We start from the raw sequence: 19753 nt of genomic DNA, 5'->3' as shown, positions 1-19753 counted from the left end.
CCGAAGATGAGCTTCCACAGCACCGCTGCCCAGTTGGCCACCCTCGCCGCCGAGGGCGGAGAGCACGGCGGCAACCACGAGAGCCTCGACCCGCTGGTGACCGGCGGCGCCGCCTTCGTCATCCTGATGCTGCTGCTGTGGATCACCACCCGCTTCAACCGCGACCGCTGATCCGCGGCCTGGCCCGCTCGAGGGGTCTGCCGAGCGTGGCTCATGGGCCCGGCCGGTAGGGTCTGCACGCATGGGAGAGCAGGACATGCCTACCGGCCCGGGCAACGGCCCGTCGAACCCCGGCAAGCGCCGCCTCGGAGTCATGGGCGGAACGTTCGACCCGATCCACCACGGGCACCTCGTGGCGGCCAGTGAGGTCGCCGCGCAGTTCCACCTGGACGAGGTGGTGTTCGTACCGACCGGGCAGCCGTGGCAGAAGACCCACCGCAAGGTCTCCCCGGCCGAGGACCGCTACCTGATGACGGTCATCGCGACGGCCGAGAACCCGCAGTTCTCGGTGAGCCGTATCGACATCGACCGCGGCGGTCCGACCTACACCACGGACACGCTGCGGGACCTCAAGGCGCTCAACCCCGACACCGACCTCTTCTTCATCACCGGCGCCGACGCGCTCGGCCAGATCCTGACCTGGCGGGACACGGAAGAGCTGTTCTCCCTCGCGCACTTCATCGGGGTCACTCGGCCCGGCCACCACCTGGCCGACCCGGGTCTCCCGGAGGGCGGTGTCTCGCTGGTCGAGGTTCCCGCTCTCGCCATCTCCTCCACAGACTGCCGTGCGAGGGTCGCCAAGGGCGACCCGGTCTGGTATCTGGTGCCGGACGGAGTCGTGCGCTACATCGACAAGCGCGAGCTGTACCGCGGCGAGTGAGCCGAGAGGGGCACCGGTGAACGACCGATACGACGCGGGGGGCGCAGAGTACGGGGCCGACCAGCAGTACCAGCTCGTCGGCTACGACGAGTTCGGCCGGCCTGTGTACCAGCAGGTCCAGCAGCCGCAGCAGCCCCCTCAGCAGCCCTACGACCCCTACGCTCAGCAGGGGTACGGCTACGATCCGTACGCGACCGGTCAGCAGCAGCCGGTGCAGTCGTACGACCCCTACGGCACGACCGCGTCCTACGACCCCTATGGCCAGGCCGCGGCGAGCGGGCAGCAGCCGCGGGTCGCCGAGCAGACCGCCTACATCCCGCAGCAGGCCGGCCCGCCGCAGGAGACGGACGAGCCCGCGCGGGATCAACGCGACTACCGCACCGAGCAGTTCGCCTTCGTCGAGGACCCGGAGGGTGACTCCGAGGACGTCATCGACTGGCTGAAGTTCACCGAGAACCGCACCGAACGCCGGGAGGAGGCCCGGCGCCGGGCCCGTAGCCGGGTCGTCGCGCTGGTCGTCGTACTGGCGCTGTGCGCGGTCGGCGGCGTGGGCTACCTCTGGTACGCCGGGAAGCTGCCCGGGCTCTCGTCCTCCGACGCCAAGACCGGCAACGCGACGGCCGTCGGCGCCCAGAACCGTGATGTGGTCGTCGTGCATCTGCACAACACCAAGAGCGGCGACACCGCGACGGCCCTGCTCGTCGACAACACCACCACCAAGCAGGGCACCACCGTCCTGCTGCCCAACTCCCTCGCCCTGAGCGGCGACGACGGCACCACGAGCACACTGGCCAAGTCGGTCGAGGACGACGGCTCCACCGGCACCCGTGAGGCGCTCGACACGGTGCTCGGCACCGAGATCCAGGGCACCTGGCGGCTGGACACCCCCTACCTCCAGAACCTCGTCGACCTCGTCGGCAACATCGACGTCGACACCAACACCGACGTGCCCGACCCGTCCGCCAAGTCCAAGGGCGCCGCCCCGCTGGTGAACAAGGGCGAGGCCCAGACCCTCAGCGGCAAGATGGCCGTCGCCTACGCCACCTACCGCGGCTCCGGAGAGGCCCAGAACGCCCAGCTGGAGCGGTTCGGTCAGGTCATGCAGGGCGTGCTGCGCAAGCTGTCCTCCGACGCGCAGGCCGCGACGGTCACCGTGCAGACGCTTCAGCAGATCCTCGACCCGTCCATGACGGACAAGGACCTCGGCACCTTCCTCGCCAAGCTCGCCGACCTCGCCAAGGGCGGCGACTACAAGACGGCGCTGCTGCCCGTGCAGGACGACGGGACGCTGAGCGCCGAGACCAGCGCGAGCGTGGTCAAGGACGTCCTCGGCGGCACCGCGAAGAGCCCCGACAAGGACGCGGCCGTACGCGTCTCCGTCCAGAACGCCACCGGTGTGAAGGACAACACGGAGAAGGCCCGCGTGGTCCTCCTCAACGGCGGCTTCACCTTCCTGGAGGGCGGCACGGCCTCCGCCGCCCAGAGCGCCTCCAAGGTCGTCTACACGGACGCGGCCGACAAGGAGAACGCCACCGAGGTCGCCAAGACCCTGGGCCTGCCCACCAGCGCGGTGTCGAAGGGCAAGGTCACCTCGAACGCGAGCGTCTCGGTGATCCTGGGCCAGGACTACGAGCCGTCGTCGTCCTAGGCCCCGGTCGGAGAACAATCACGTGGGGCGCCGTCGGCGGTCATGAGACCCTTGAGGTCAAGTGACCGCCGACGGAAAGCCTTGTAGTGACCGCCACTGACCGTTCCATCGAGCTCATCAACGCCGCCGCTCAGGCGGCCGCCGACAAGCTCGCGCACGACATCATCGCCTACGACGTCAGCGACGTGCTGTCGATCACCGACGCCTTCCTGCTGGCCTCCGCGCCCAACGACCGCCAGGTCAAGTCGATCGTCGACGAGATCGAGGAGCGGCTGAGCAAGGAGCTCGGCGCCAAGCCGGTCCGCCGCGAGGGCGACCGCGAGGCCCGCTGGGTGCTGCTCGACTACGTCGACATCGTCGTCCACGTCCAGCACACCGAGGAGCGTGTCTTCTACGCCCTGGAGCGGCTGTGGAAGGACTGCCCCGAGCTGGAGCTGCCCGAGGAGGCCAAGGCCACCCGCGGCAAGGCCGCCGAGCACGCCAAGCTCCAGGCCGCCGAGGAGGCGGCCGAGGCGGGCGGTGATTGGCGATGAGCGCCACCGGCGAGGTGACCGCGGGCACGCCCGGCCGCGGCCGCCGCGTCATCCTGTGGCGGCACGGCCAGACCTCCTGGAACGTGGAGCGCCGCTTCCAGGGCACCACCGATGTCGCCCTCACCGAGACCGGCGTCTCCCAGGCCCGCCGCGCCGCCCGGCTGCTCGCCTCCCTCAAGCCCGACGCGATCGTCGCCTCCGACCTCCAGCGCGCCGCGCTCACGGCCGCCGAGCTGGCCGCGCTCACCGGCCTGGACGTCACCCACGACGAGGGCCTGCGCGAGACGTACGCGGGCGTGTGGCAGGGCCTCACGCACGACGAGATCATCGCCCGGCACGGCGAGGAGTACGCCGCCTGGAAGCGCGGTGAGCCGGTCCGCCGCGGCGGTGGCGAACTGGAGACCGAGGTCGCCGAGCGGGCCGCCCCGGTGGTGCTCCGGCACGCCGAGAAGCTGCCCGACGACGGCACGCTCGTGGTGGTCAGCCACGGCGGCACGATCCGCACCACCATCGGCCGGCTCCTCGGCCTCGAGGCGCACCACTGGGAGAGCCTCGGCGGCCTCTCCAATTGCTGCTGGTCCGTCCTCGGCGAGGGCGCCCGCGGCTGGCGGCTGCTGGAGCACAACGCCGGCACCCTGCCGGAGCCGGTGCTCGGCGACGACGACTGAGCCCTGCTCCAGGGCCCGTACCCCGGATTTCACTTTCCGGCAGGTCGCAGGCTAAAGTTCTTCTTGTTCGCCCGGCCGACCGGGAAGAACGCAAGGGGCTATAGCTCAGTTGGTAGAGCGCCTGCATGGCATGCAGGAGGTCAGGAGTTCAATTCTCCTTAGCTCCACAGATCGACTTCGACGATCAGGATCCCATCCCCTCCGGGGGGTGGGATTTTTCGTGCACACTGATCGCGAACCTGCTTGAGTCACTTGGGGCCCCGGAGGCGTATACCTCTGTGGAGGCGCCGCCGCGGCCTGCCGTGTCCGGACTGGTACTGAGGCGTCGCTGACCGTATTGGCCCGGCCGTGGCAGAATCAAACGGCCGGAAGGGGGCGCGGCCCGACGGGAGGGAGCAGTGATGCCTGCGAGCATCCTCGGAGAGGGCGGTCACCTCTTCGACGCAAGCTGGACACGGGATACGGTCACCCGCCTCAGCTGCCCTTCCTGCGGCTCCGTCCATGTCGCCCAGGTCCTCGGTGACAACGGCGGAATTTCCTACGTGTGCACGGCCTGCGGCCACAGCTGGAGCTGATCGATGGGTGCACACAGGCGAAAGTGTGACTGGTGCGGCAGCGGAACGCCGATCGTCCGCGACATGGAACCGGTCAATCCGGACTACCAGTACTGGTGCGAGGAATGCGCACGGGCGCTGATCATAAAAGGCGATCCGATCGAGACGTACCGCGAACTCGAAGGCGAGCCGATCTACGGCCGTCTTCTCGAAGAGCACTGCACGCTCAAGCGTTTCTATTCCTTCGTGACGGCCTGACGCCGGCCGGGGCCGTGTGACGCGGTCCCGGCGAGCGCGAGGAAGGCGCAGCCGGCGACCCCGTACAGCGCCGACAAGATCAATTCCCCGGTGTGCTGGTGGAGTTCGGGGCGCCCCCTGCCGTGCGGCACCCACCACAGGGCGTACGAGCCGAAGACCAGCAGCGCGGTGAGGGCCGCCGCGCGGCACGCGTGCGTGCCGAGGAGCAGGACGAGCGGAACGCACCACACCCAGTGGTGGGACCAGGACACCGGGCTGACGAGCAGAGCCGTCACCGCGCACGCCGTCGCCGCCCAAGCGCGCTCTCCGCGCAGTTCCGCCGCGACCGCCACGGTGAGCCCTCCCGCGGCCACCACGGCCGCCGTGACGGCCCAGGGGGCGCGGGGCTCCGGGGTGTGCAGCAGACGGGCCAGAATCCCGCGCAGCGCCTGGTTCCCGGTCTCCTCGGCGGGCCCTACCCGGCCCGCCTCCAACACCACGCGGGTCCAGAACCGCCAGGAGTCCCGGGGCAGGACGGCCGCCGTCACGAGCGTGACCGACCCGAACGCGGCGGCCGCCCCGCGCGCGTGCCGCAGCCAGGGATCGCCGCAACCGCGCCTGAGGTGGACGACCACCCCGGTCGCGAGCAGGAACACCGCGAACAGCGCGGGTGTGAGCTTGGCCGCGGCCGCAAGACCGATGCCGACACCGGCCCAGCGGTCGCCGGGACGACGTGACAGGTCCCACAGCACCAGGACGGCGAGCAGCAGGTTGATCTGGCCGTAGCGCAGGGTCGTCCACACCGGCTCGCACCACACGGCGACCGCGGCGACCCACCAGGTGCTCTCCACACGCGCGTGGCCCACGAGGCGCAGCGACAGCCGTACGAACACCATCAGGAGGGCGAGGTTCCCGGCCGTGCCCAGGGTGCGCATGCTCGCCACGTCGAGCAGCGTCAGCGGGGTGAACATCAGGGCCGCGAACGGCGGGTAGGTGGTGGGCAGTTGTGCCGCCGTCGTCCGCAGCGCGTAGAGGTCGCCGCCCTCGCGTACGGTCGCGCCCTCGGCCCGGTAGACCATCAGGTCGATCATCGAGACGTCCGCGGCCCGCTGGGCGAGCCAGAACGCCGTGAACGAGAACACGCAGGCTCCCAGGGCGACCGGTGTCCGGCGGTGGACTGCGGAGAGCGCGATCAAGGTCACGGAAACCGACATTAGCGTCCGTATCGGTCCCGAACGGAAACGATTTGGTGGTCCCCCGGGTCCACCGTGTAATGTTGGCGTCGCCGCCAGGGAAACCCGGCGGACCAAAGCACGGGGCTATAGCTCAGTTGGTAGAGCGCCTGCATGGCATGCAGGAGGTCAGGAGTTCAATTCTCCTTAGCTCCACAGTGAGATCCCGCCGGGTCGTGAAGATCCGGCGGGATCTTTTGCGTGCGCGGTGCGCATGGCTTCAGGGCCGCCCGGGATCGTGGGCGGCCCTGTGGGGCGGGGTGTTCAGCGGCCCAGGGCGCGGCGGCCGCGGCCCTGGGAGAGGACCGGGAGGTTGTTGCGGGAGGGGGCCCGTTCGGTCTGGTCCTCGATGCGCAGGGCGAGCGCGGGGCAGCGGCGGACCGCGCGCAGTGCCTTCGCCTCGGCGTAGCGCGGCACTTGGGCCTGGGCGACGGTGGGGAAGCCGTCGGCGCCGAGTTCGAAGACCTCCGGGAGGATGTCCGCGCACAGGCCGTGCCCTCGGCACAGCGTCCAGTCGACGAAGATCTTCTGGCGGCTGGGGCCGTTCTCCTCGGACTCTCCGCCGCCCGGGATGCCGGTCGGGGCCCTGCCCCCCTCGAAGAGCGGCAGAACGCCCTCCACGGGCCGTCCGCAGCCGTTTCCGAGGACATGTGCCGCCAGGTCGTCGGTGAACGCCTTGATGGTCGACTCGAGGAACATCGCCGAGCCGTCCGGATGTGAACACGCGCCGCGCCGCTTCACGTTCTTCGCGACCTGCTTGACCGCCTCCAGGGCGGCGGGACCGCCGCCGTTGAGGATGTCCTCCAGGCCGCGCGCCGCGGCCGGCAGGCCGAGATAGCAGGGGCCGCACTGGCCCGCGCTCTCCTCGGCCAGCCACTGCGCCACCCGCAGCGACTCGCCCAGCGGACAGGTGTCCTGACTGATCGGCAGGATCGCGCCCGCGCCGAGCGAACCGCCCACCGCGTCCAGGGAGTTGCGCGAGACGATCGCCTCGTTGACCGTCGCCGCGTCGATCCACTTGCCGTGGTAGCCGCCGGTCAGCACGCCCTGCGGGACCGGCGGGGCGCCGGCGAGCTGGAGGACGTAGCGCAGCGGGACGCCCGTGGGGACCTCGATCACCATCGGGCGGGCGACCGCGCCGGACACCGTCAGCATGACGGTGCCGGGCTCGTCGTACAGGCCGGTGTTGCCGTAGCGCTCCGGGCCGATGCGGGCGGCGATGGCGAGTTGGGCGAAGGTCTCGGCGTTCGACAGGAGGGTGGGTGCGCCGCCGACGCCGCTCTTGGAGGCGCTGATCTTGCGGCCGGGCGGGATCGCCGGGCCGCCGTCGATGGACCGGATCAGCGAGGCCGCCGCTCCGGTGACCATCCGTACGGGATTGCGCTGTACGCGTGCGCGTAGAGCGGATCGGCGGCCGTTGCTCAGGCCGCGTTCGGCGAGCGCGGCCTCCATCGAGCGCTGGGTCGACTCACGGGTGACCCCCACCACGAGCGTGCGGGCACCCAGGGCCTCGGCGCACAGCAGCGCGCCGTCCAGGATGAGATGCGGGGCACGGTTGATGAGCACCGTGTCCTTGCGGCAGGCCGGTTCGTCCTCGCTGCCGTTGACGACGACGACCGGCCTGACGCCGCGCTTGATCGCCGATTCGGCGACCGAGCGCAGCTTCTTGTGGAAGGGGAAGCCCGCGCCGCCGCGGCCCTTCAGATTGATGCGTTCGGCGAGCTGCGCGAGCTGCTCGCCGCCCATCGGTTCGAGCGGCCCGTGCACCTTGAGGTGCATGGGCAGATCGAGTCTTTCGACAAGGTCGAAGCCCGACGTGAGCTGGGGAAGACCGACCACGCGGACTTCTGGTACGTCGGGCAGGGCCTCGTTCACCTATAGCCTCCGGAAGGCGTGTTCCAAGGTTCGCCCGAACCCGGTGCGTCGAAGGACTCACCGGGGGGTGGTTCATTGGCGGGACCGCTGTTGTACGTGTCATTGGGGTTGTACGTGCCGTAGAGGGTGTTCGACTCACCGGTGTCGTACACGTCACTCCCGCCGTACCCGCCGGCGCCCGAATTGTCGTAGGTGGGGATGTTGTATCCGGTGTCATTGAGGGGGTCGTAGGACGACGGGGGCGCCTCGCCGACGGGCGGGGGCGAGGGGATCGGCCAGCTTCCGGACGTGCTGGAGCCGCTGTCCATGCGGGGGAGTGCCTCGGTGGGTTGCATGTCGAACGGCAGGTCCATCCGCGCGGTCTCGTCGGCGGCGAACGACTGCTGGGGGCGCGGGGGTGTGGAGACGGCGCGGTAGGCGGCCGCGAAGCCGTTCGGTTCGGGGGCCTGCGGTTCGGCGCGCTGTGCGGTGCGCTGGGTCTCGTAGCCGGGCAGCGGCGAGGACGCCGACTCGGCCACCCGGGCCCGGCTGGCGTCCAGTTCCTCGCGGGCCGAGCGCTCCTCGGTGGTCCCCAGGATCTCGGCGATCTTGTCGGCGACCTTGCGCTTGACCGGGCGGGGCGCCGCGCGCAGCGCCAGTGCGGCGGCGACGCCGACCAGGCACAGGCAGTACAGGAAGACGAAGATCGGCTTGGCCGTCCGGCCCGCGTACAGGCCGTGGACCAGGGCCGCGCACCAGGCCGGGTACGCCAGCATGTGCATGGCGCGCCAGCGGGCGGCGACCGGGGCGGGGGAGGCGAAGGCGCTGCGCAGGGCGCCGGTGATGCCCACGAAGATCATGAGCAGTCCGGCCAGGGAGCCGAGGCCGATCAGGCCCTCGGGGCCGGTGAAGCCGAGCGAGAAGGGGATCACGGCGGCCATCAGCTCGGTGTGGTCGAGTGCGAGCTTGGTCGTGATGTGCAGCAGCAGGAAGGCGATCGAGGCGACCGCCGTCGTACGGTGCACGGCCTGGCCGATGATCCGCTGGCGCGCGGTCAGGAAGATCCGGTCCTGGGCCACCAGGCCCCAGATCACCGAGCAACTCAGCGAGACGAGGGACAGCACGCCCGCGCCGAAGTTCAGGAACTCGCGGAATCTGTCACCTCCGACCAGCACGACCACGGGTATCAGGAGCAGGACGACGGCCGTCGCCGCCCCATAGGCCGAGCGGCCGGGTTGGGGGAGCGAGCGGGTACTACGTCGAGGGTTCATGGGGGCAACTCCGAGCAGTTCGGGAAAGCGGTCCCGCTGCCGCACTCTAAGTGGCTCCAAACCGAGCAGTACGCCATTTGAGTTATTGCGTTGTTATCAACGAGCAGTGCGGGGCCTGTGTTGTCCTGCTAGGGGCCCTTACGCCGGGTAATAATTGAACCTTGTTCAGCTTTTCCGAATCTTCACAAGCGGCTCGGGGGTGTTCCGGGATGCCCGAGGCGGCCCACCCGCGCGCGTGGAAGCCCGTCGCGACCCACTCGACGGCTGCGGTACCCTGACGCCATGCGTGCCGTACGCCTTCTGCTTAGCGAGCCGCGCTGATCAGCCCCGGCCACCGTCGGATCGAGTGGCCGGAATCGGCGCGGCGTCCCCTCCTGTGCGAGGGGATTTTTCGTTTCTTGAGAATCGCAGCCGCTGGCAGAGACGATCGATGGAGCTTTGAGGATCATGAGCGAGACGAACCCCGCTGCCGCTGCTGAGGTGGCCGCGCCGCACCGCTACACGGCCGCCATGGCCGCGGACATCGAGGCACGCTGGCAGGACTTCTGGGACGCCGACGGCACCTATGCGGCGCCGAACCCGAGCGGTGACCTGGCGGGCGACCCCGCGCTGGTCGCCAAGCCCAAGAAGTTCATCATGGACATGTTCCCGTACCCCTCCGGTGCGGGCCTGCATGTCGGCCACCCCCTGGGCTACATCGCCACCGATGTATTCGCCCGTTACCAGCGGATGACCGGCCACAACGTCCTGCACACCCTGGGCTTCGACGCCTTCGGCCTGCCCGCCGAGCAGCACGCCGTACAGACCGGCGAGCACCCTCGGATCACCACCGAGGCGGCCATCAACAACATGAAGTCCCAGCTGCGCCGGCTGGGCCTGGGCCACGACAAGCGCCGGTCGTTCGCCACGATCGACCCGGACTACTACAAGTGGACCCAGTGGATCTTCCTGCAGATCTTCAACTCCTGGTACGACGACGAGGCGCGCACCGCCCGCCCGATCGCGGAGCTGGTCGCGCAGTTCGAGAGCGGTGAGCGCGCGCTGCCCGGCGGGCGCTCCTGGAACGAGCTGAGCGCCGCCGAGCGCGCCGACGTCCTGGGCGAGTACCGCCTGGCCTACGCCTCCGACGCGCCCGTCAACTGGTGCCCGGGCCTGGGCACCGTGCTGGCCAACGAGGAGGTCACCGCCGACGGCCGCTCCGAGCGCGGCAACTACCCCGTCTTCAAGGCCAAGCTGCGCCAGTGGAACATGCGCATCACCGCCTACGCCGACCGGCTGCTGGACGACCTGGACGCGCTGGACTGGCCCGAGGCCATCAAGCTGCAGCAGCGCAACTGGATCGGCCGCTCCGAGGGCGCCCGCGTCGACTTCCCGATCGACGGCGAGCGCATCACCGTCTTCACCACGCGCCCCGACACCCTGTTCGGCGCGAGCTACATGGTGCTGGCTCCCGAGCACCCGCTGGTCGAGAAGTTCACCCCGCAGGAGTGGCCCGAGGGCACGCACGACGTGTGGACCGGCGGTCACGCCACCCCGGCCGAGGCTGTCGCCGCGTACCGCGCGCAGGCCGCCTCCAAGTCCGACGTCGAGCGCCAGGCCGAGGCCAAGGACAAGACCGGCGTCTTCATCGGGGCGTACGCCACCAACCCGGTCAACGGCGAGCAGGTCCCGGTCTTCATCGCCGACTATGTGCTGATGGGCTACGGCACCGGCGCGATCATGGCCGTACCGGGGCACGACAGCCGTGACTTCGAGTTCGCGCGCGCCTTCGAACTGCCGATCCGCTGCGTGGTCGAGCCGACCGACGGCCGCGGCACGGACACCGCCACCTGGGACGAGGCCTTCGTCTCGTACGACGCGAAGATCGTCAACTCCACCGGTGAGGATGTCTCCCTGGACGGCCTGGGCGTCGTCGAGGCCAAGGCGCGTATCACCGAGTGGCTGGAGCGCACCGGCACCGGCGAGGGCACCGTCAACTTCCGGCTGCGGGACTGGCTGTTCAGCCGCCAGCGCTACTGGGGCGAGCCCTTCCCGATCGTCTACGACGAGGACGGCATCGCCCATGCGCTGCCCGAGTCGATGCTGCCTCTGGAGCTGCCGGAGGTCGAGGACTACTCCCCGCGCACCTTCGACCCGGACGACGCGGACACCCAGCCCGAGACGCCCCTGTCGCGCAACGAGGACTGGGTCAACGTCACGCTGGACCTGGGCGACGGCTCCGGTCCGCGCACCTACCGCCGCGAGACCAACACCATGCCCAACTGGGCCGGTTCCTGCTGGTACGAGCTGCGCTACCTGGACCCGCACAACTCCGAGAAGCTGGTCGACCCGGAGATCGAGCGGTACTGGATGGGCCCGCGCGAGGGCCAGCCGCACGGCGGTGTCGACCTGTACGTCGGCGGAGCCGAGCACGCGGTGCTGCACCTGCTGTACGCGCGCTTCTGGTCCAAGGTCCTGTTCGACCTGGGACACGTCTCCTCCGCGGAGCCGTTCCACAAGCTGTTCAACCAGGGCATGATCCAGGCCTACGTCTACCGTGACAGCCGCGGCATCGCCGTACCGGCCCTGGAGGTGGAGGAGCGCGACGGCGCGTACTACTACCAGGGCGAGAAGGTCTCCCGGCTGCTGGGCAAGATGGGCAAGTCCCTGAAGAACGCGGTCACTCCGGAGGCCATCTGCGCCGAGTACGGCGCCGACACCCTGCGCCTGTACGAGATGGCGATGGGCCCGCTGGACGTCTCGCGGCCGTGGGACACGCGCGCGGTGGTGGGCCAGTTCCGGCTGCTGCAGCGGCTGTGGCGCAATGTCGTGGACGAGAACTCCGGTGCGGTGACCGTCGTGGATGCCGAGCCCGACGAGGACACCCTGCGGGCGCTGCACAAGGCGATCGACGGAGTGCGCGGTGACCTGGAGGGCATGCGGTTCAACACCGCGATCGCCAAGGTCACCGAGCTGAACAACCACCTGACCAAGGCGGGCGGGGCGGTACCGCGTTCCGTCGCCGAGGCGCTGGTGCTGCTGGTGGCTCCGCTGGCCCCGCACATCGCCGAGGAGCTGTGGCGCAAGCTGGGGCACGAGGACTCGGTGGTGCACCGGGACTTCCCGGTGGCCGATCCGGCGTATGTCGTCGACGAGACGGTGACCTGCGTGGTGCAGATCAAGGGCAAGGTCAAGGCCCGTCTGGAGGTCGCGCCGTCCATCTCCGAGGAGGAGCTGGAGAAGGTGGCGCTGGCCGACGAGAAGGTCGTGGCGGCGCTGGACGGGGCCGGGATCCGCAAGGTGATCGTGCGGGCGCCGAAGCTGGTGAACATCGTTACCGCGTAAGGCCCCCTAAGGGTTCGGTACGGGCAGGTTCGGGGTTCTGCTGGAACTCCGGGCCTGCTCGCTGCGTTTACCGTGGAGAGCAGCGGCGAATGCTGTCGTGGAACCGAGGAGGAGCGTCGTGGAAGCAGTGATCGCAGTCGTGGCCCTGCTCTTCGTGCTCCTTGTGGTGCTCGGCGCGTACGCCACGGTGAAGGCGGTCGGCGCCGCCAAGCGCGGAGTGGACCGCACGCTCACCCAGGCCCGCCGCACGGTCGAGGACCACACCCTGCGCGCCAAGTCCTTCGCCCAGATCGGCCCGGCGAGCGAGCTGGCCCAGCTGCGGCTGAAACTGCGCACCTCGATGCGCGCCACCCAGGACGCGCTGCACGCGGGCGTGGCCGAGGACGAGTCCCTGAAGGAGTCCCTCGGCCTCTTCGAGCGGCTCAGCGCCCACGGTCATGAACTGGACGGCGAGCTACGGCGCCTGGAGAGCGAGCCGGACCGGGGGACCCTCGCCGAGCGGCTGCCCGGACTGCGCGAGCGCACCGAGCGCATCGTCAAGTCGGCGGACTCGCTGCGCTGGGCGGCCCGCGACCGGGCCCGCCGCTTCGCGGACGACGACCTGGACTCGCTGAGCGCCCAGATCGACGTGGAGTCCGGTGCCCTGCGGCACTGGACGACCGAGGAGCCGCCCGCCACCACGCCGCCGCCGTGGCCCGAGGCACCGGCCGCCGAAGCGCCGGCCGCGCAGCAGACCTGGCCGGACACACCCCAGCGGCAGACGGCCGAGGAGCCGACGAGACCGGCCATCACCCCGCCCGACCCGCGTCCGGCCTACCCCTGGCAGAAGAAGCCCCGCCCCGAGAGCACCACTTGATCCGGCCACAGCCCTCCAGGGTGAGCGGGGCCGGGCTGCCGCCCGGGCGCTACGCCAGGTAACCTCCAGTTCATGTCCCGCCATGTCGCGATCGTCACCGATTCAACGGCCTACCTGCCGCCGCGGACGATGGAGCGCCACGGCATCACGGCGGTGCCCCTGACCGTGGTCCTCGGTGACCAGGCGCTGGAGGAGGGCACCGAGATCTCGACCCGTTCCCTGGCCCAGGCACTGCAGAAACGGCGCCCGGTCACGACCTCGCGCCCCAGCCCGGAGCAGTTCGCGCAGACCTATCGCGAGGTCGCGGAGTCCGGCGCGACCGGAATCGTTTCGCTGCACCTGTCCGCCGAGCTGTCCGGTACCTACGACGCCGCGGTGCTCGCCGCGCGTGAGGCACCGGTGCCGGTGCGGGTGGTGGACACCGGAATGATCGCGATGGCCCTCGGCTTCTGCGCGCTTGCCGCGGCGGAGGTCGCGGAGACGGGCGGCACGGTCGACGAGGCCGTCACGGCCGCCGAGAAGCGGGCGGCGGGCACCTCCGCCTACTTCTACGTCGACACCCTCGACTATCTGCGCCGAGGTGGCCGAATCGGAGCGGCCCAGGCACTGCTCGGCTCGGCGCTCGCGGTGAAGCCGCTGCTGCGACTCAACGGCGGCCGTATCGAACCCCTGGAGAAGGTGCGGACGGCGTCGAAGGCCATCGCCCGTCTGGAGGAGATCGCCGCGGACCGGGCCGGCAGCGCACAGGTCGACATCGCCGTGCACCATCTCGCCGCCCCCGACCGGGCGTCGGCGCTGGCGGACCGGTTGCGGACGCGGGTGCGGGGTCTGGCGGATCTGCATGTGAGCGAGGTGGGCGCGGTGATCGGGGCGCACACGGGGCCTGGGTTGCTGGGAGTTGTGGTCTCGCCTCGGTGAGCGTCCCGCACTCGGGGCGTGTCCTTTGGGTGCTCACTCATGTGGGTGGCGGAGTTATCCACAACCGGGCGGTCGTCCCCGGGAATTGAGCAAGATCATCGCGGATTTCCGAGGTGTCCCATCCTCGGGGCATGGCACTTCGATCACGTACACGCACCGCCGCCGCGGCCAGTGGGCCCGGTCGCGGACCCCGCTCCGATGTCCGCACACGTCACCGCCGTCCGTACCCGCGCGGCCGGGCCCGGCACCGCCATGCCTCGGCCGAGGAGCTCCGCCGACGTGCGGAGGTGCTCTTCGGCGAACGAGCGGTGGAGGAACGGGAGTCGGGGAAGGGACCCCCGCCGGAGGAGGACGCGGGCCTGGATCCGGGTGCGCCCCTTGCCGTCGCGGCTGAGGACTGGCGGGGGCGGGCCGGGCTCGCACTGCGGGAGCGGCTGCCGTTGTGGATGCAGGAGCGGTGCGGACTTGAGCGGCGGAGTGTGGTGGCGCTCGCTGTGGTGCTGGTCGTCGCGGCGGGGTTTGCGGTGCAGCACTTCTGGACGGGGCGGACGCAGGATGTGCGGGCGCCTGAGGTGGTGGGGGCGGCCTCTTATGGAGAGGGGGAGGCGAGCGCGGAGCCGGGGGTAGGGCCGGCGAGCGCGTCGGCCGGGGCGTCGGCTGGTGCTTTGGCCGGTGCCCAGATCGTGGTGGACGTCAGTGGCAAGGTGCGGGAACCGGGGATCCATAGGCTGCCCCAGGGTTCCCGGGTCGACGACGCGTTGCGTGCGGCCGGCGGGGTGCGGCCCGGGACGAGTACGGCAGGGCTGAACCGGGCGCGCTTTCTAGTCGACGGTGAGCAGGTCGTCGTCGGTGCGCCCGCGCCGGTGCCAGGCGGTGCCCCGGTGCCGGGCCCGGCGGGAGCGGCGTCCACCGCCCCGGTCTCCCTCAACACGGCCACGGCCGAGCAGCTCGACACCCTGCCCGGCGTCGGACCGGTCCTGGCGCAGCACATCATCGACCACCGCACCCGCACCGGCGGTTTCCGCTCCGTGGAGGAGCTGCGCGAGGTCAATGGCATCGGCGAGCGCCGCTTCGCCGACCTGCGAAATCTCGTACGGCCATGACGGGCGCCCCCGGCTCCGTGCGCCCCGAGGTGCACGCGGCCTCCGGAAAACGGCTCGGTGCGTCCCACCCGCGGCAGGAAGGACCGACGGATCTTCGACTCGTACCGCCGGCGCTGGCGGCCTGGGCGACGGCGGCGTTGACACTGAACGCACCGGCCGGATGGGGCGTCGCGGTCGTGGCGGTGGCCCTGGGTCTGGGGGTCGCGCTCCTGTGGGTCCGGCGGCTCGCCCGGCCGCGGGTGCCGGTCGCCGCCGTTCTGCTCTGTGTGGCCGCGGGCGCCGCCTCGGCCGGGCTGCACGGCGCCGACCTGCGGCGCGGTCCGGTGCCGGAGCTGGCGCGGCAGTACGCCACCGTGACCGCGGAGGTGGAGCTCACCTCGGACCCCCGGCTGACCCGCCCCCGGGTCAGAGGGGACCGGACGACCCCGACCGCCGTGCTGATCAACGCCGAGGTGCGAAGGGTGGAGGCCGAGGGCGGGGCGGTGGCGGTGACGCGGACGCCGGTGCTGATGGTCGTGGAGGCGTCCGGAGGGTCGCCCTGGCTCGGGCTGCTGCCGTCCACCCGGCTGCGGGTGAGCGGCGCGAGACTGGCGCCCCCGCTGACGGGCGGGGACCGGATCGCGGCCGTGCTGCGGGTGCGGGGCGAGGCGGCGCCACGGGTTGTGGAGCCGGCGTCGGCGGCGCAGCGGCTCGCCGGGCGGCTGCGGGCAGGGTTGCGGGAGGCGACCGACGGACTGCCGGCGGACGCGCGGGCGCTGTTGCCGGGCCTGGTCGTCGGTGACACCTCGCGGATCACACCGGAGCTGGACGAGGCCTTCAAGGAGACCGATCTCGCGCACACGCTGGCGGTCTCCGGGAGCAACCTCACGATCATCCTGGTGCTGCTCATCGGGCCGCCGGGCACGGCTCAGCTCGTCGAACGCCGTGGTCTCGCGCCCCGGCTCGGGCTGTCCCTGCGGACGACCGCGCTGTGCGGAGGGGCGCTCACGCTCGCCTTCGTGGTCGTGTGCCGACCGGACCCGAGTGTGCTGCGGGCCGCGGCCTGCGGGGCCGTGGTCCTGCTCGCCCTGGCGACCGGGCGCCGCCGTTCCCTGGTGCCCGCGCTGGCCACGGCCGTCCTGCTCCTGGTGCTCTTCGCCCCATGGCTGGCCCGCAGTTACGGCTTCCTGCTCTCGGTCCTGGCCACCGGGGCGCTGCTGATGCTGGCACCGCGCTGGAGTGCCGCGTTGCGGCGGCGCGGGCTCGGTCCGCGGTGGGCGGAGGCGGTGGCGGCAGCGGCGGCCGCTCAGGTGGTGTGCGCGCCGGTCGTGGTGGTGCTGTCGGCGCGGGTGAGCCTGGTGGCGGTGCCGTGCAATCTGCTGGCGGAGTTCGCGCTCGCGCCGGCCACCGTGCTCGGCTTCGCGGCGCTGGCGACGGCCCCGGTGGCGATGCCCGTGGCCAAACTGCTGGCGTGGTGCGCGAGTTGGCCCGCCGGGTGGATCGCGGACATCGCCAGGACCGGGGCGGCGCTGCCCGGTGCGGGGATCGACTGGCCGGGCAGCTGGGCCGGGGCGGGGCTGCTGCTCCTTGTCACCGTGGCCGCGCTGCTGGTCGGCCGACGCTTGTGGCGGCACCCCTGGTGGTGCGGGGCCGGTGCGGTGCTGCTGGTGCTGGCCGTGGTGCAGCCGCCGCCGCTGGTGAGGGTGATCAGCGGCTGGCCACCGCCGGGCTGGCGGCTGGTCATGTGCGATGTGGGACAGGGGGACGCGGCGGTGCTCGCGGCCGGTGAGGGCACCGGGGTGGTCGTGGACGCCGGACCCGACCCGGAGCTCGTCGACCACTGTCTGCGCACGCTGGGCATCACCCGGATCCCGCTGGTCGTGCTGACCCACTTCCACGCCGACCATGTGGCGGGCCTGCCCGGGGTGCTGCGCGGCCGGGCCGTGGGGACGATCGAGACGACCGGTCACGAGGAGCCGGTGGAGCAGGTGGAGTTCGTACGGAGACAGGCCGCGACGCGGGGGGTTCCGGTGACGCGCGCCATGGCCGGGGAGCGGCGGCGCACCGGGGAGCTGTCCTGGGAGGTGCTGTGGCCGCCGCCGAGGCCGCTGGCGGAACCGGAAGGGCCGAACGACGCCAGCGTCACGATGCTCGCGGAGGTGGCGGGGTTGCGGATTCTGCTGCTCGGGGATCTCGAACCTCCGGCCCAGCGGGCCCTGCTGAGGTCGCCGGCGGGTGGGCTGCTGGGCGGGGTGGATGTGCTGAAGGTCGCCCACCATGGTTCGGCCTACCAGGATCCGGAGCTGATACGCAGGGCGGCCCCGCGGCTGGCGCTGATCTCCTGCGGTGAGGGCAACCCGTATGGCCATCCGGCTCCCGGTACGGTCGCGGCGCTGCGGGCGCAGGGGGCGGCGGTGCTGCGGACGGACGAGGACGGGGCGTTGGCCGTCGTGGGCGAGGGCCGGGAGCTGCGAGTGGCGGGAGACTGAGGGCATGAATTCCGCAGAGGTTGATGCCTATCTGAACCGGCTCGGGGTGGCACACCCGGCATGGCCCACCGTGGACGTCCTGCGCGAGCTTCATGTGCGCCATCTGCAGACGGTGCCGTTCGAGAACCTGTCGATCCACCTCGGCGAGGAGATCGTGCTGGAGGAGAAGCGGCTGCTGGACAAGCTGGTGGGCGCGCGGAGGGGAGGGTTCTGCTACGAACTGAACGGCGCGTTCGGGGTGTTGCTCGCGGCGCTGGGGTACGAGGTGACGCTGCTGGCGGCACGGGTGTACGACGGTGACGGGCGGCTGGGGATCCCGTACGACCATCTCGCGCTGCGGGTGCGGACCGTGGACGGGGGTGAGTGGCTGGCCGACGTCGGGTTCGGGGCGCACAGTCACTTTCCGCTGGCGTTGGAGGCGCGGGGTGAGCAGGAGGATCCCGCGGGTGTGTTCCGGATCGTGGAGGCGGGGCCGGATACGGCGGGGGTGCGGGGCGGGTACCGGGTGCCGGAGGCGGCGGATCTGGACGTCGTGATGAACGGCAGGCCGGAGTACCGGCTGGAGACGCGGCCCCGGGTGCTCGGTGACTTCGTCGCCGGGGCCTGGTGGCACAGCACCTCGCCGGGCTCGCATTTCACTCAGTCGCTGGTCTGTTCGCGGGTGACGGAGGACGGGGGGCGGATCACGCTCAGCGGGCGGACCTTCAAGACGACGGGGGCGGACGGGGCGCGGGAGGAGCGGTATCTGAGGACGGACGAGGAGGTGCTGACGGCGTATCGGGAGCGGTTCGGGATCGAGCTGGAGCGGGTGCCGGCAGTGCGGAAGGGGTGAGGGGTGGTGGGGATGTGCGCGGCGGGAGAATGGCTGCGTGAGTGATGTGAGACATGTGCTGGTGCTGCCTGACCGTGATGCGGCCGAGGAGGTCGTGGAGGCGCTCCGGGAGCGGTTCGGGGTGGCTGAGGAGCCTCGGATGGTGCGGGACGCGTTGGCCGGGGAGGACGACGCGGAGGACGCGCAGTGGCTGGTGGTGCTGCGGGATGAGGGTGCGGTGCTTGATCCTGCGGAGCTGGATGCGTTTGCGGGGGAGTGGGAGGGGTGGCGGGAGGAGCCGTAGCCGTCCGTCGGGGTAGCGGGTTTCGCTCGCCTGCGCCGGCGGGGTGCTGCCCGCAGCGCGTCCCCCGTTGTCAGTCCCCCGTGCCATCCTTGACCCGATGGCCAGGAAAGCTGCTACCGACGATGTGCTTGCCCCCGTGACGCTAGCCGTGGGGCAGGAAGAGCTGTTGCTTGATCGGGCTGTGCAGGAGGTTGTGCGGGCCGCCAGAGCTGCTGATGCCGATACCGATGTCCGGGATCTCAGTCCCGAGCAGTTGCAGCCGGGGACTCTTGCCGAGTTGACCAGTCCTTCGCTCTTTGCCGAGCGCAAGGTCGTTGTCGTGCGGAACGCTCAGGATCTGTCCGCCGACACCATCAAGGATGTGAAGGCCTACCTCGGGGCGCCGGCCGAAGAGATCACGCTGGTGCTGCTGCACGCCGGCGGGGTCAAGGGCAAGGGGCTGCTCGATGCCGCCCGGAAGGCGGGCGCCCGGGAGGTCACCTGTCCCAAGATGACCAAGCCCGCGGACCGGCTGGCCTTCGTGCGGCAGGAGTTCCGGGCCACCGGGCGGTCCGCCACCCCCGAGGCCTGTCAGGCGCTCGTCGACTCCATCGGGAGTGATCTGCGAGAGCTGGCGTCCGCCGTGTCGCAGCTGGTCGCCGATGTCGAGGGCACCATCGACGAGGCCGTCGTCGGGCGGTACTACACCGGGCGGGCCGAGGCCTCCAGCTTCACCGTCGCCGACCGGGCCGTGGAGGGACGGGCCGCCGAGGCGCTGGAGGCGCTGCGGTGGTCCCTGGCCACCGGTGTGGCACCCGTCCTGATCACCAGCGCTCTCGCCCAGGGCGTCCGCGCCATCGGCAAGCTCTCCTCCGCGCGCGGCGGGCGGCCCGCCGATCTCGCCCGTGAGCTGGGCATGCCGCCCTGGAAGATCGACCGGGTACGGCAGCAGATGCGCGGCTGGACGCCCGACGGAGTCGCCGTAGCGCTGCGGGCCGTCGCCGAGGCCGACGCCGGGGTCAAGGGCGGCGGTGACGACCCCGAGTACGCCCTGGAGAAGGCGGTCGTCACCATCGCGCGGGCGGCCCGTTCCAGAGGACGATAGCCACGCCA

18 protein-coding genes and 2 tRNA genes are annotated in these 19753 nt (G+C 71.2%); 17 read left to right on the top strand and 3 right to left on the bottom strand.

The genetic code is table 11. From position 1 onward, the window contains the following. Positions 1–6: 6 nt before the first annotated feature. From OHT76_RS15080 to OHT76_RS15045, 8 genes are all read left to right on the top strand, one after another. Positions 7–171 (top strand): hypothetical protein, encoded by a 165-nt coding sequence (locus OHT76_RS15080; protein ID WP_328871338.1) that lies wholly within the window; start codon positions 7–9, stop codon positions 169–171. Positions 172–241: 70 nt separating this feature from the next. After that, positions 242–880: a nicotinate-nucleotide adenylyltransferase gene (gene nadD, locus OHT76_RS15075; protein ID WP_315886946.1), complete on the top strand. Its 639-nt coding sequence runs from the start codon at positions 242–244 to the stop codon at positions 878–880. Between the two features lie 16 nt (positions 881–896). After that, the gene (locus OHT76_RS15070; RefSeq protein WP_328871337.1) at positions 897–2528 is read left to right on the top strand and encodes an LCP family protein; all 1632 of its coding nucleotides are present in this window, start codon (positions 897–899) and stop codon (positions 2526–2528) included. Between the two features lie 86 nt (positions 2529–2614). After that, positions 2615–3061, top strand: coding sequence for a ribosome silencing factor (gene rsfS / locus OHT76_RS15065; RefSeq protein WP_328871336.1), 447 nt, complete (start codon positions 2615–2617; stop codon positions 3059–3061). Then, entirely contained in the window at positions 3058–3729 is a 672-nt protein-coding gene (locus OHT76_RS15060; RefSeq protein ID WP_328871335.1) for a histidine phosphatase family protein, read from the top strand. Before rsfS ends, OHT76_RS15060 begins: the two co-directional genes overlap by 4 nt. A gap of 94 nt (positions 3730–3823) precedes the next feature. After that, positions 3824–3896, top strand: a tRNA-Ala gene (locus OHT76_RS15055). A 234-nt stretch (positions 3897–4130) separates the two neighbouring features. Next, positions 4131–4304, top strand: coding sequence for a hypothetical protein (locus OHT76_RS15050; RefSeq protein ID WP_328871334.1), 174 nt, complete (start codon positions 4131–4133; stop codon positions 4302–4304). Positions 4305–4307: 3 nt separating this feature from the next. Continuing rightward, a complete protein-coding gene (locus OHT76_RS15045) occupies positions 4308–4541 on the top strand; it encodes a hypothetical protein (RefSeq protein WP_003976229.1) in 234 nt (77 codons plus the stop codon). Here OHT76_RS15045 and OHT76_RS15040 read toward each other — a convergent pair. Further along, positions 4520–5722 (bottom strand): glycosyltransferase 87 family protein, encoded by a 1203-nt coding sequence (locus OHT76_RS15040; RefSeq protein WP_443049789.1) that lies wholly within the window; start codon positions 5720–5722, stop codon positions 4520–4522. The genes OHT76_RS15045 and OHT76_RS15040 overlap by 22 nt on opposite strands. Positions 5723–5835: 113 nt before the next feature. Here OHT76_RS15040 and OHT76_RS15035 point away from each other — a divergent pair. Next, positions 5836–5908: transfer RNA gene (locus OHT76_RS15035), tRNA-Ala, on the top strand. A 108-nt stretch (positions 5909–6016) separates the two neighbouring features. Here OHT76_RS15035 and OHT76_RS15030 read toward each other — a convergent pair. Then, a complete protein-coding gene (locus OHT76_RS15030) occupies positions 6017–7627 on the bottom strand; it encodes an NADH-ubiquinone oxidoreductase-F iron-sulfur binding region domain-containing protein (protein ID WP_328871332.1) in 1611 nt (536 codons plus the stop codon). Continuing rightward, complete coding sequence (locus OHT76_RS15025; RefSeq protein WP_328871331.1) at positions 7624–8877, bottom strand: ferric reductase-like transmembrane domain-containing protein; 1254 nt, start codon at positions 8875–8877, stop codon at positions 7624–7626. Before OHT76_RS15025 ends, OHT76_RS15030 begins: the two co-directional genes overlap by 4 nt. A gap of 447 nt (positions 8878–9324) precedes the next feature. Between OHT76_RS15025 and leuS the strand changes: the two genes are divergently transcribed. The 8 genes from leuS (at position 9325) to holA (ending at position 19745) form a co-directional block, all read left to right on the top strand. Then, a complete protein-coding gene (gene leuS, locus OHT76_RS15020; protein WP_328871330.1) occupies positions 9325–12201 on the top strand; it encodes a leucine--tRNA ligase in 2877 nt (958 codons plus the stop codon). A gap of 118 nt (positions 12202–12319) precedes the next feature. Continuing rightward, entirely contained in the window at positions 12320–13057 is a 738-nt protein-coding gene (locus OHT76_RS15015) for a hypothetical protein (RefSeq protein WP_328871329.1), read from the top strand. A gap of 72 nt (positions 13058–13129) precedes the next feature. Then, positions 13130–13975: a DegV family protein gene (locus tag OHT76_RS15010; protein WP_328871328.1), complete on the top strand. Its 846-nt coding sequence runs from the start codon at positions 13130–13132 to the stop codon at positions 13973–13975. Positions 13976–14106: 131 nt separating this feature from the next. Beyond that, positions 14107–15078, top strand: a complete 972-nt coding sequence (locus OHT76_RS15005; RefSeq protein ID WP_328871327.1) for a ComEA family DNA-binding protein — start codon at positions 14107–14109, stop codon at positions 15076–15078. After that, positions 15075–17546 carry a ComEC/Rec2 family competence protein gene (locus tag OHT76_RS15000; protein ID WP_328871326.1) on the top strand — a complete coding sequence of 824 codons (2472 nt, stop codon included), beginning with the start codon at positions 15075–15077 and terminating at the stop codon, positions 17544–17546. Before OHT76_RS15005 ends, OHT76_RS15000 begins: the two co-directional genes overlap by 4 nt. Before the next feature lie 4 nt (positions 17547–17550). After that, positions 17551–18378 (top strand): arylamine N-acetyltransferase family protein, encoded by an 828-nt coding sequence (locus tag OHT76_RS14995; protein ID WP_328871325.1) that lies wholly within the window; start codon positions 17551–17553, stop codon positions 18376–18378. Positions 18379–18415: 37 nt separating this feature from the next. Continuing rightward, complete coding sequence (locus OHT76_RS14990; RefSeq protein ID WP_328871324.1) at positions 18416–18661, top strand: hypothetical protein; 246 nt, start codon at positions 18416–18418, stop codon at positions 18659–18661. A 97-nt stretch (positions 18662–18758) separates the two neighbouring features. Beyond that, complete coding sequence (gene holA, locus OHT76_RS14985) at positions 18759–19745, top strand: DNA polymerase III subunit delta (RefSeq protein ID WP_328871323.1); 987 nt, start codon at positions 18759–18761, stop codon at positions 19743–19745. Positions 19746–19753 lie beyond the last annotated feature (8 nt).

Origin of the sequence: Streptomyces sp. NBC_00287 (genome assembly GCF_036173105.1) — a bacterium.
Lineage (GTDB): Bacteria > Actinomycetota > Actinomycetes > Streptomycetales > Streptomycetaceae > Streptomyces.
The sequence above is the reverse complement of the archived record's forward strand: the minus strand, read 5'-3'. Positions and strand labels throughout refer to the sequence as shown.

What these genes read in the sequence shown, in the direction of transcription:
- OHT76_RS15080 (WP_328871338.1), top strand. Translation starts at nt 7, where the DNA reads ATGAGCTTCCACAGCACCGCTGCCCAGTTGGCCACCCTCGCCGCCGAG.
- nadD (WP_315886946.1), top strand. Translation starts at nt 242, where the DNA reads ATGGGAGAGCAGGACATGCCTACCGGCCCGGGCAACGGCCCGTCGAAC.
- OHT76_RS15060 (WP_328871335.1), top strand. Translation starts at nt 3,058, where the DNA reads ATGAGCGCCACCGGCGAGGTGACCGCGGGCACGCCCGGCCGCGGCCGC.
- OHT76_RS15050 (WP_328871334.1), top strand. Translation starts at nt 4,131, where the DNA reads ATGCCTGCGAGCATCCTCGGAGAGGGCGGTCACCTCTTCGACGCAAGC.
- OHT76_RS15045 (WP_003976229.1), top strand. Translation starts at nt 4,308, where the DNA reads ATGGGTGCACACAGGCGAAAGTGTGACTGGTGCGGCAGCGGAACGCCG.
- OHT76_RS15025 (WP_328871331.1), bottom strand. Translation starts at nt 8,877, where the DNA reads ATGAACCCTCGACGTAGTACCCGCTCGCTCCCCCAACCCGGCCGCTCG.
- leuS (WP_328871330.1), top strand. Translation starts at nt 9,325, where the DNA reads ATGAGCGAGACGAACCCCGCTGCCGCTGCTGAGGTGGCCGCGCCGCAC.
- OHT76_RS15010 (WP_328871328.1), top strand. Translation starts at nt 13,130, where the DNA reads ATGTCCCGCCATGTCGCGATCGTCACCGATTCAACGGCCTACCTGCCG.
- OHT76_RS15005 (WP_328871327.1), top strand. Translation starts at nt 14,107, where the DNA reads ATGGCACTTCGATCACGTACACGCACCGCCGCCGCGGCCAGTGGGCCC.
- OHT76_RS15000 (WP_328871326.1), top strand. Translation starts at nt 15,075, where the DNA reads ATGACGGGCGCCCCCGGCTCCGTGCGCCCCGAGGTGCACGCGGCCTCC.
- OHT76_RS14995 (WP_328871325.1), top strand. Translation starts at nt 17,551, where the DNA reads ATGAATTCCGCAGAGGTTGATGCCTATCTGAACCGGCTCGGGGTGGCA.
- holA (WP_328871323.1), top strand. Translation starts at nt 18,759, where the DNA reads ATGGCCAGGAAAGCTGCTACCGACGATGTGCTTGCCCCCGTGACGCTA.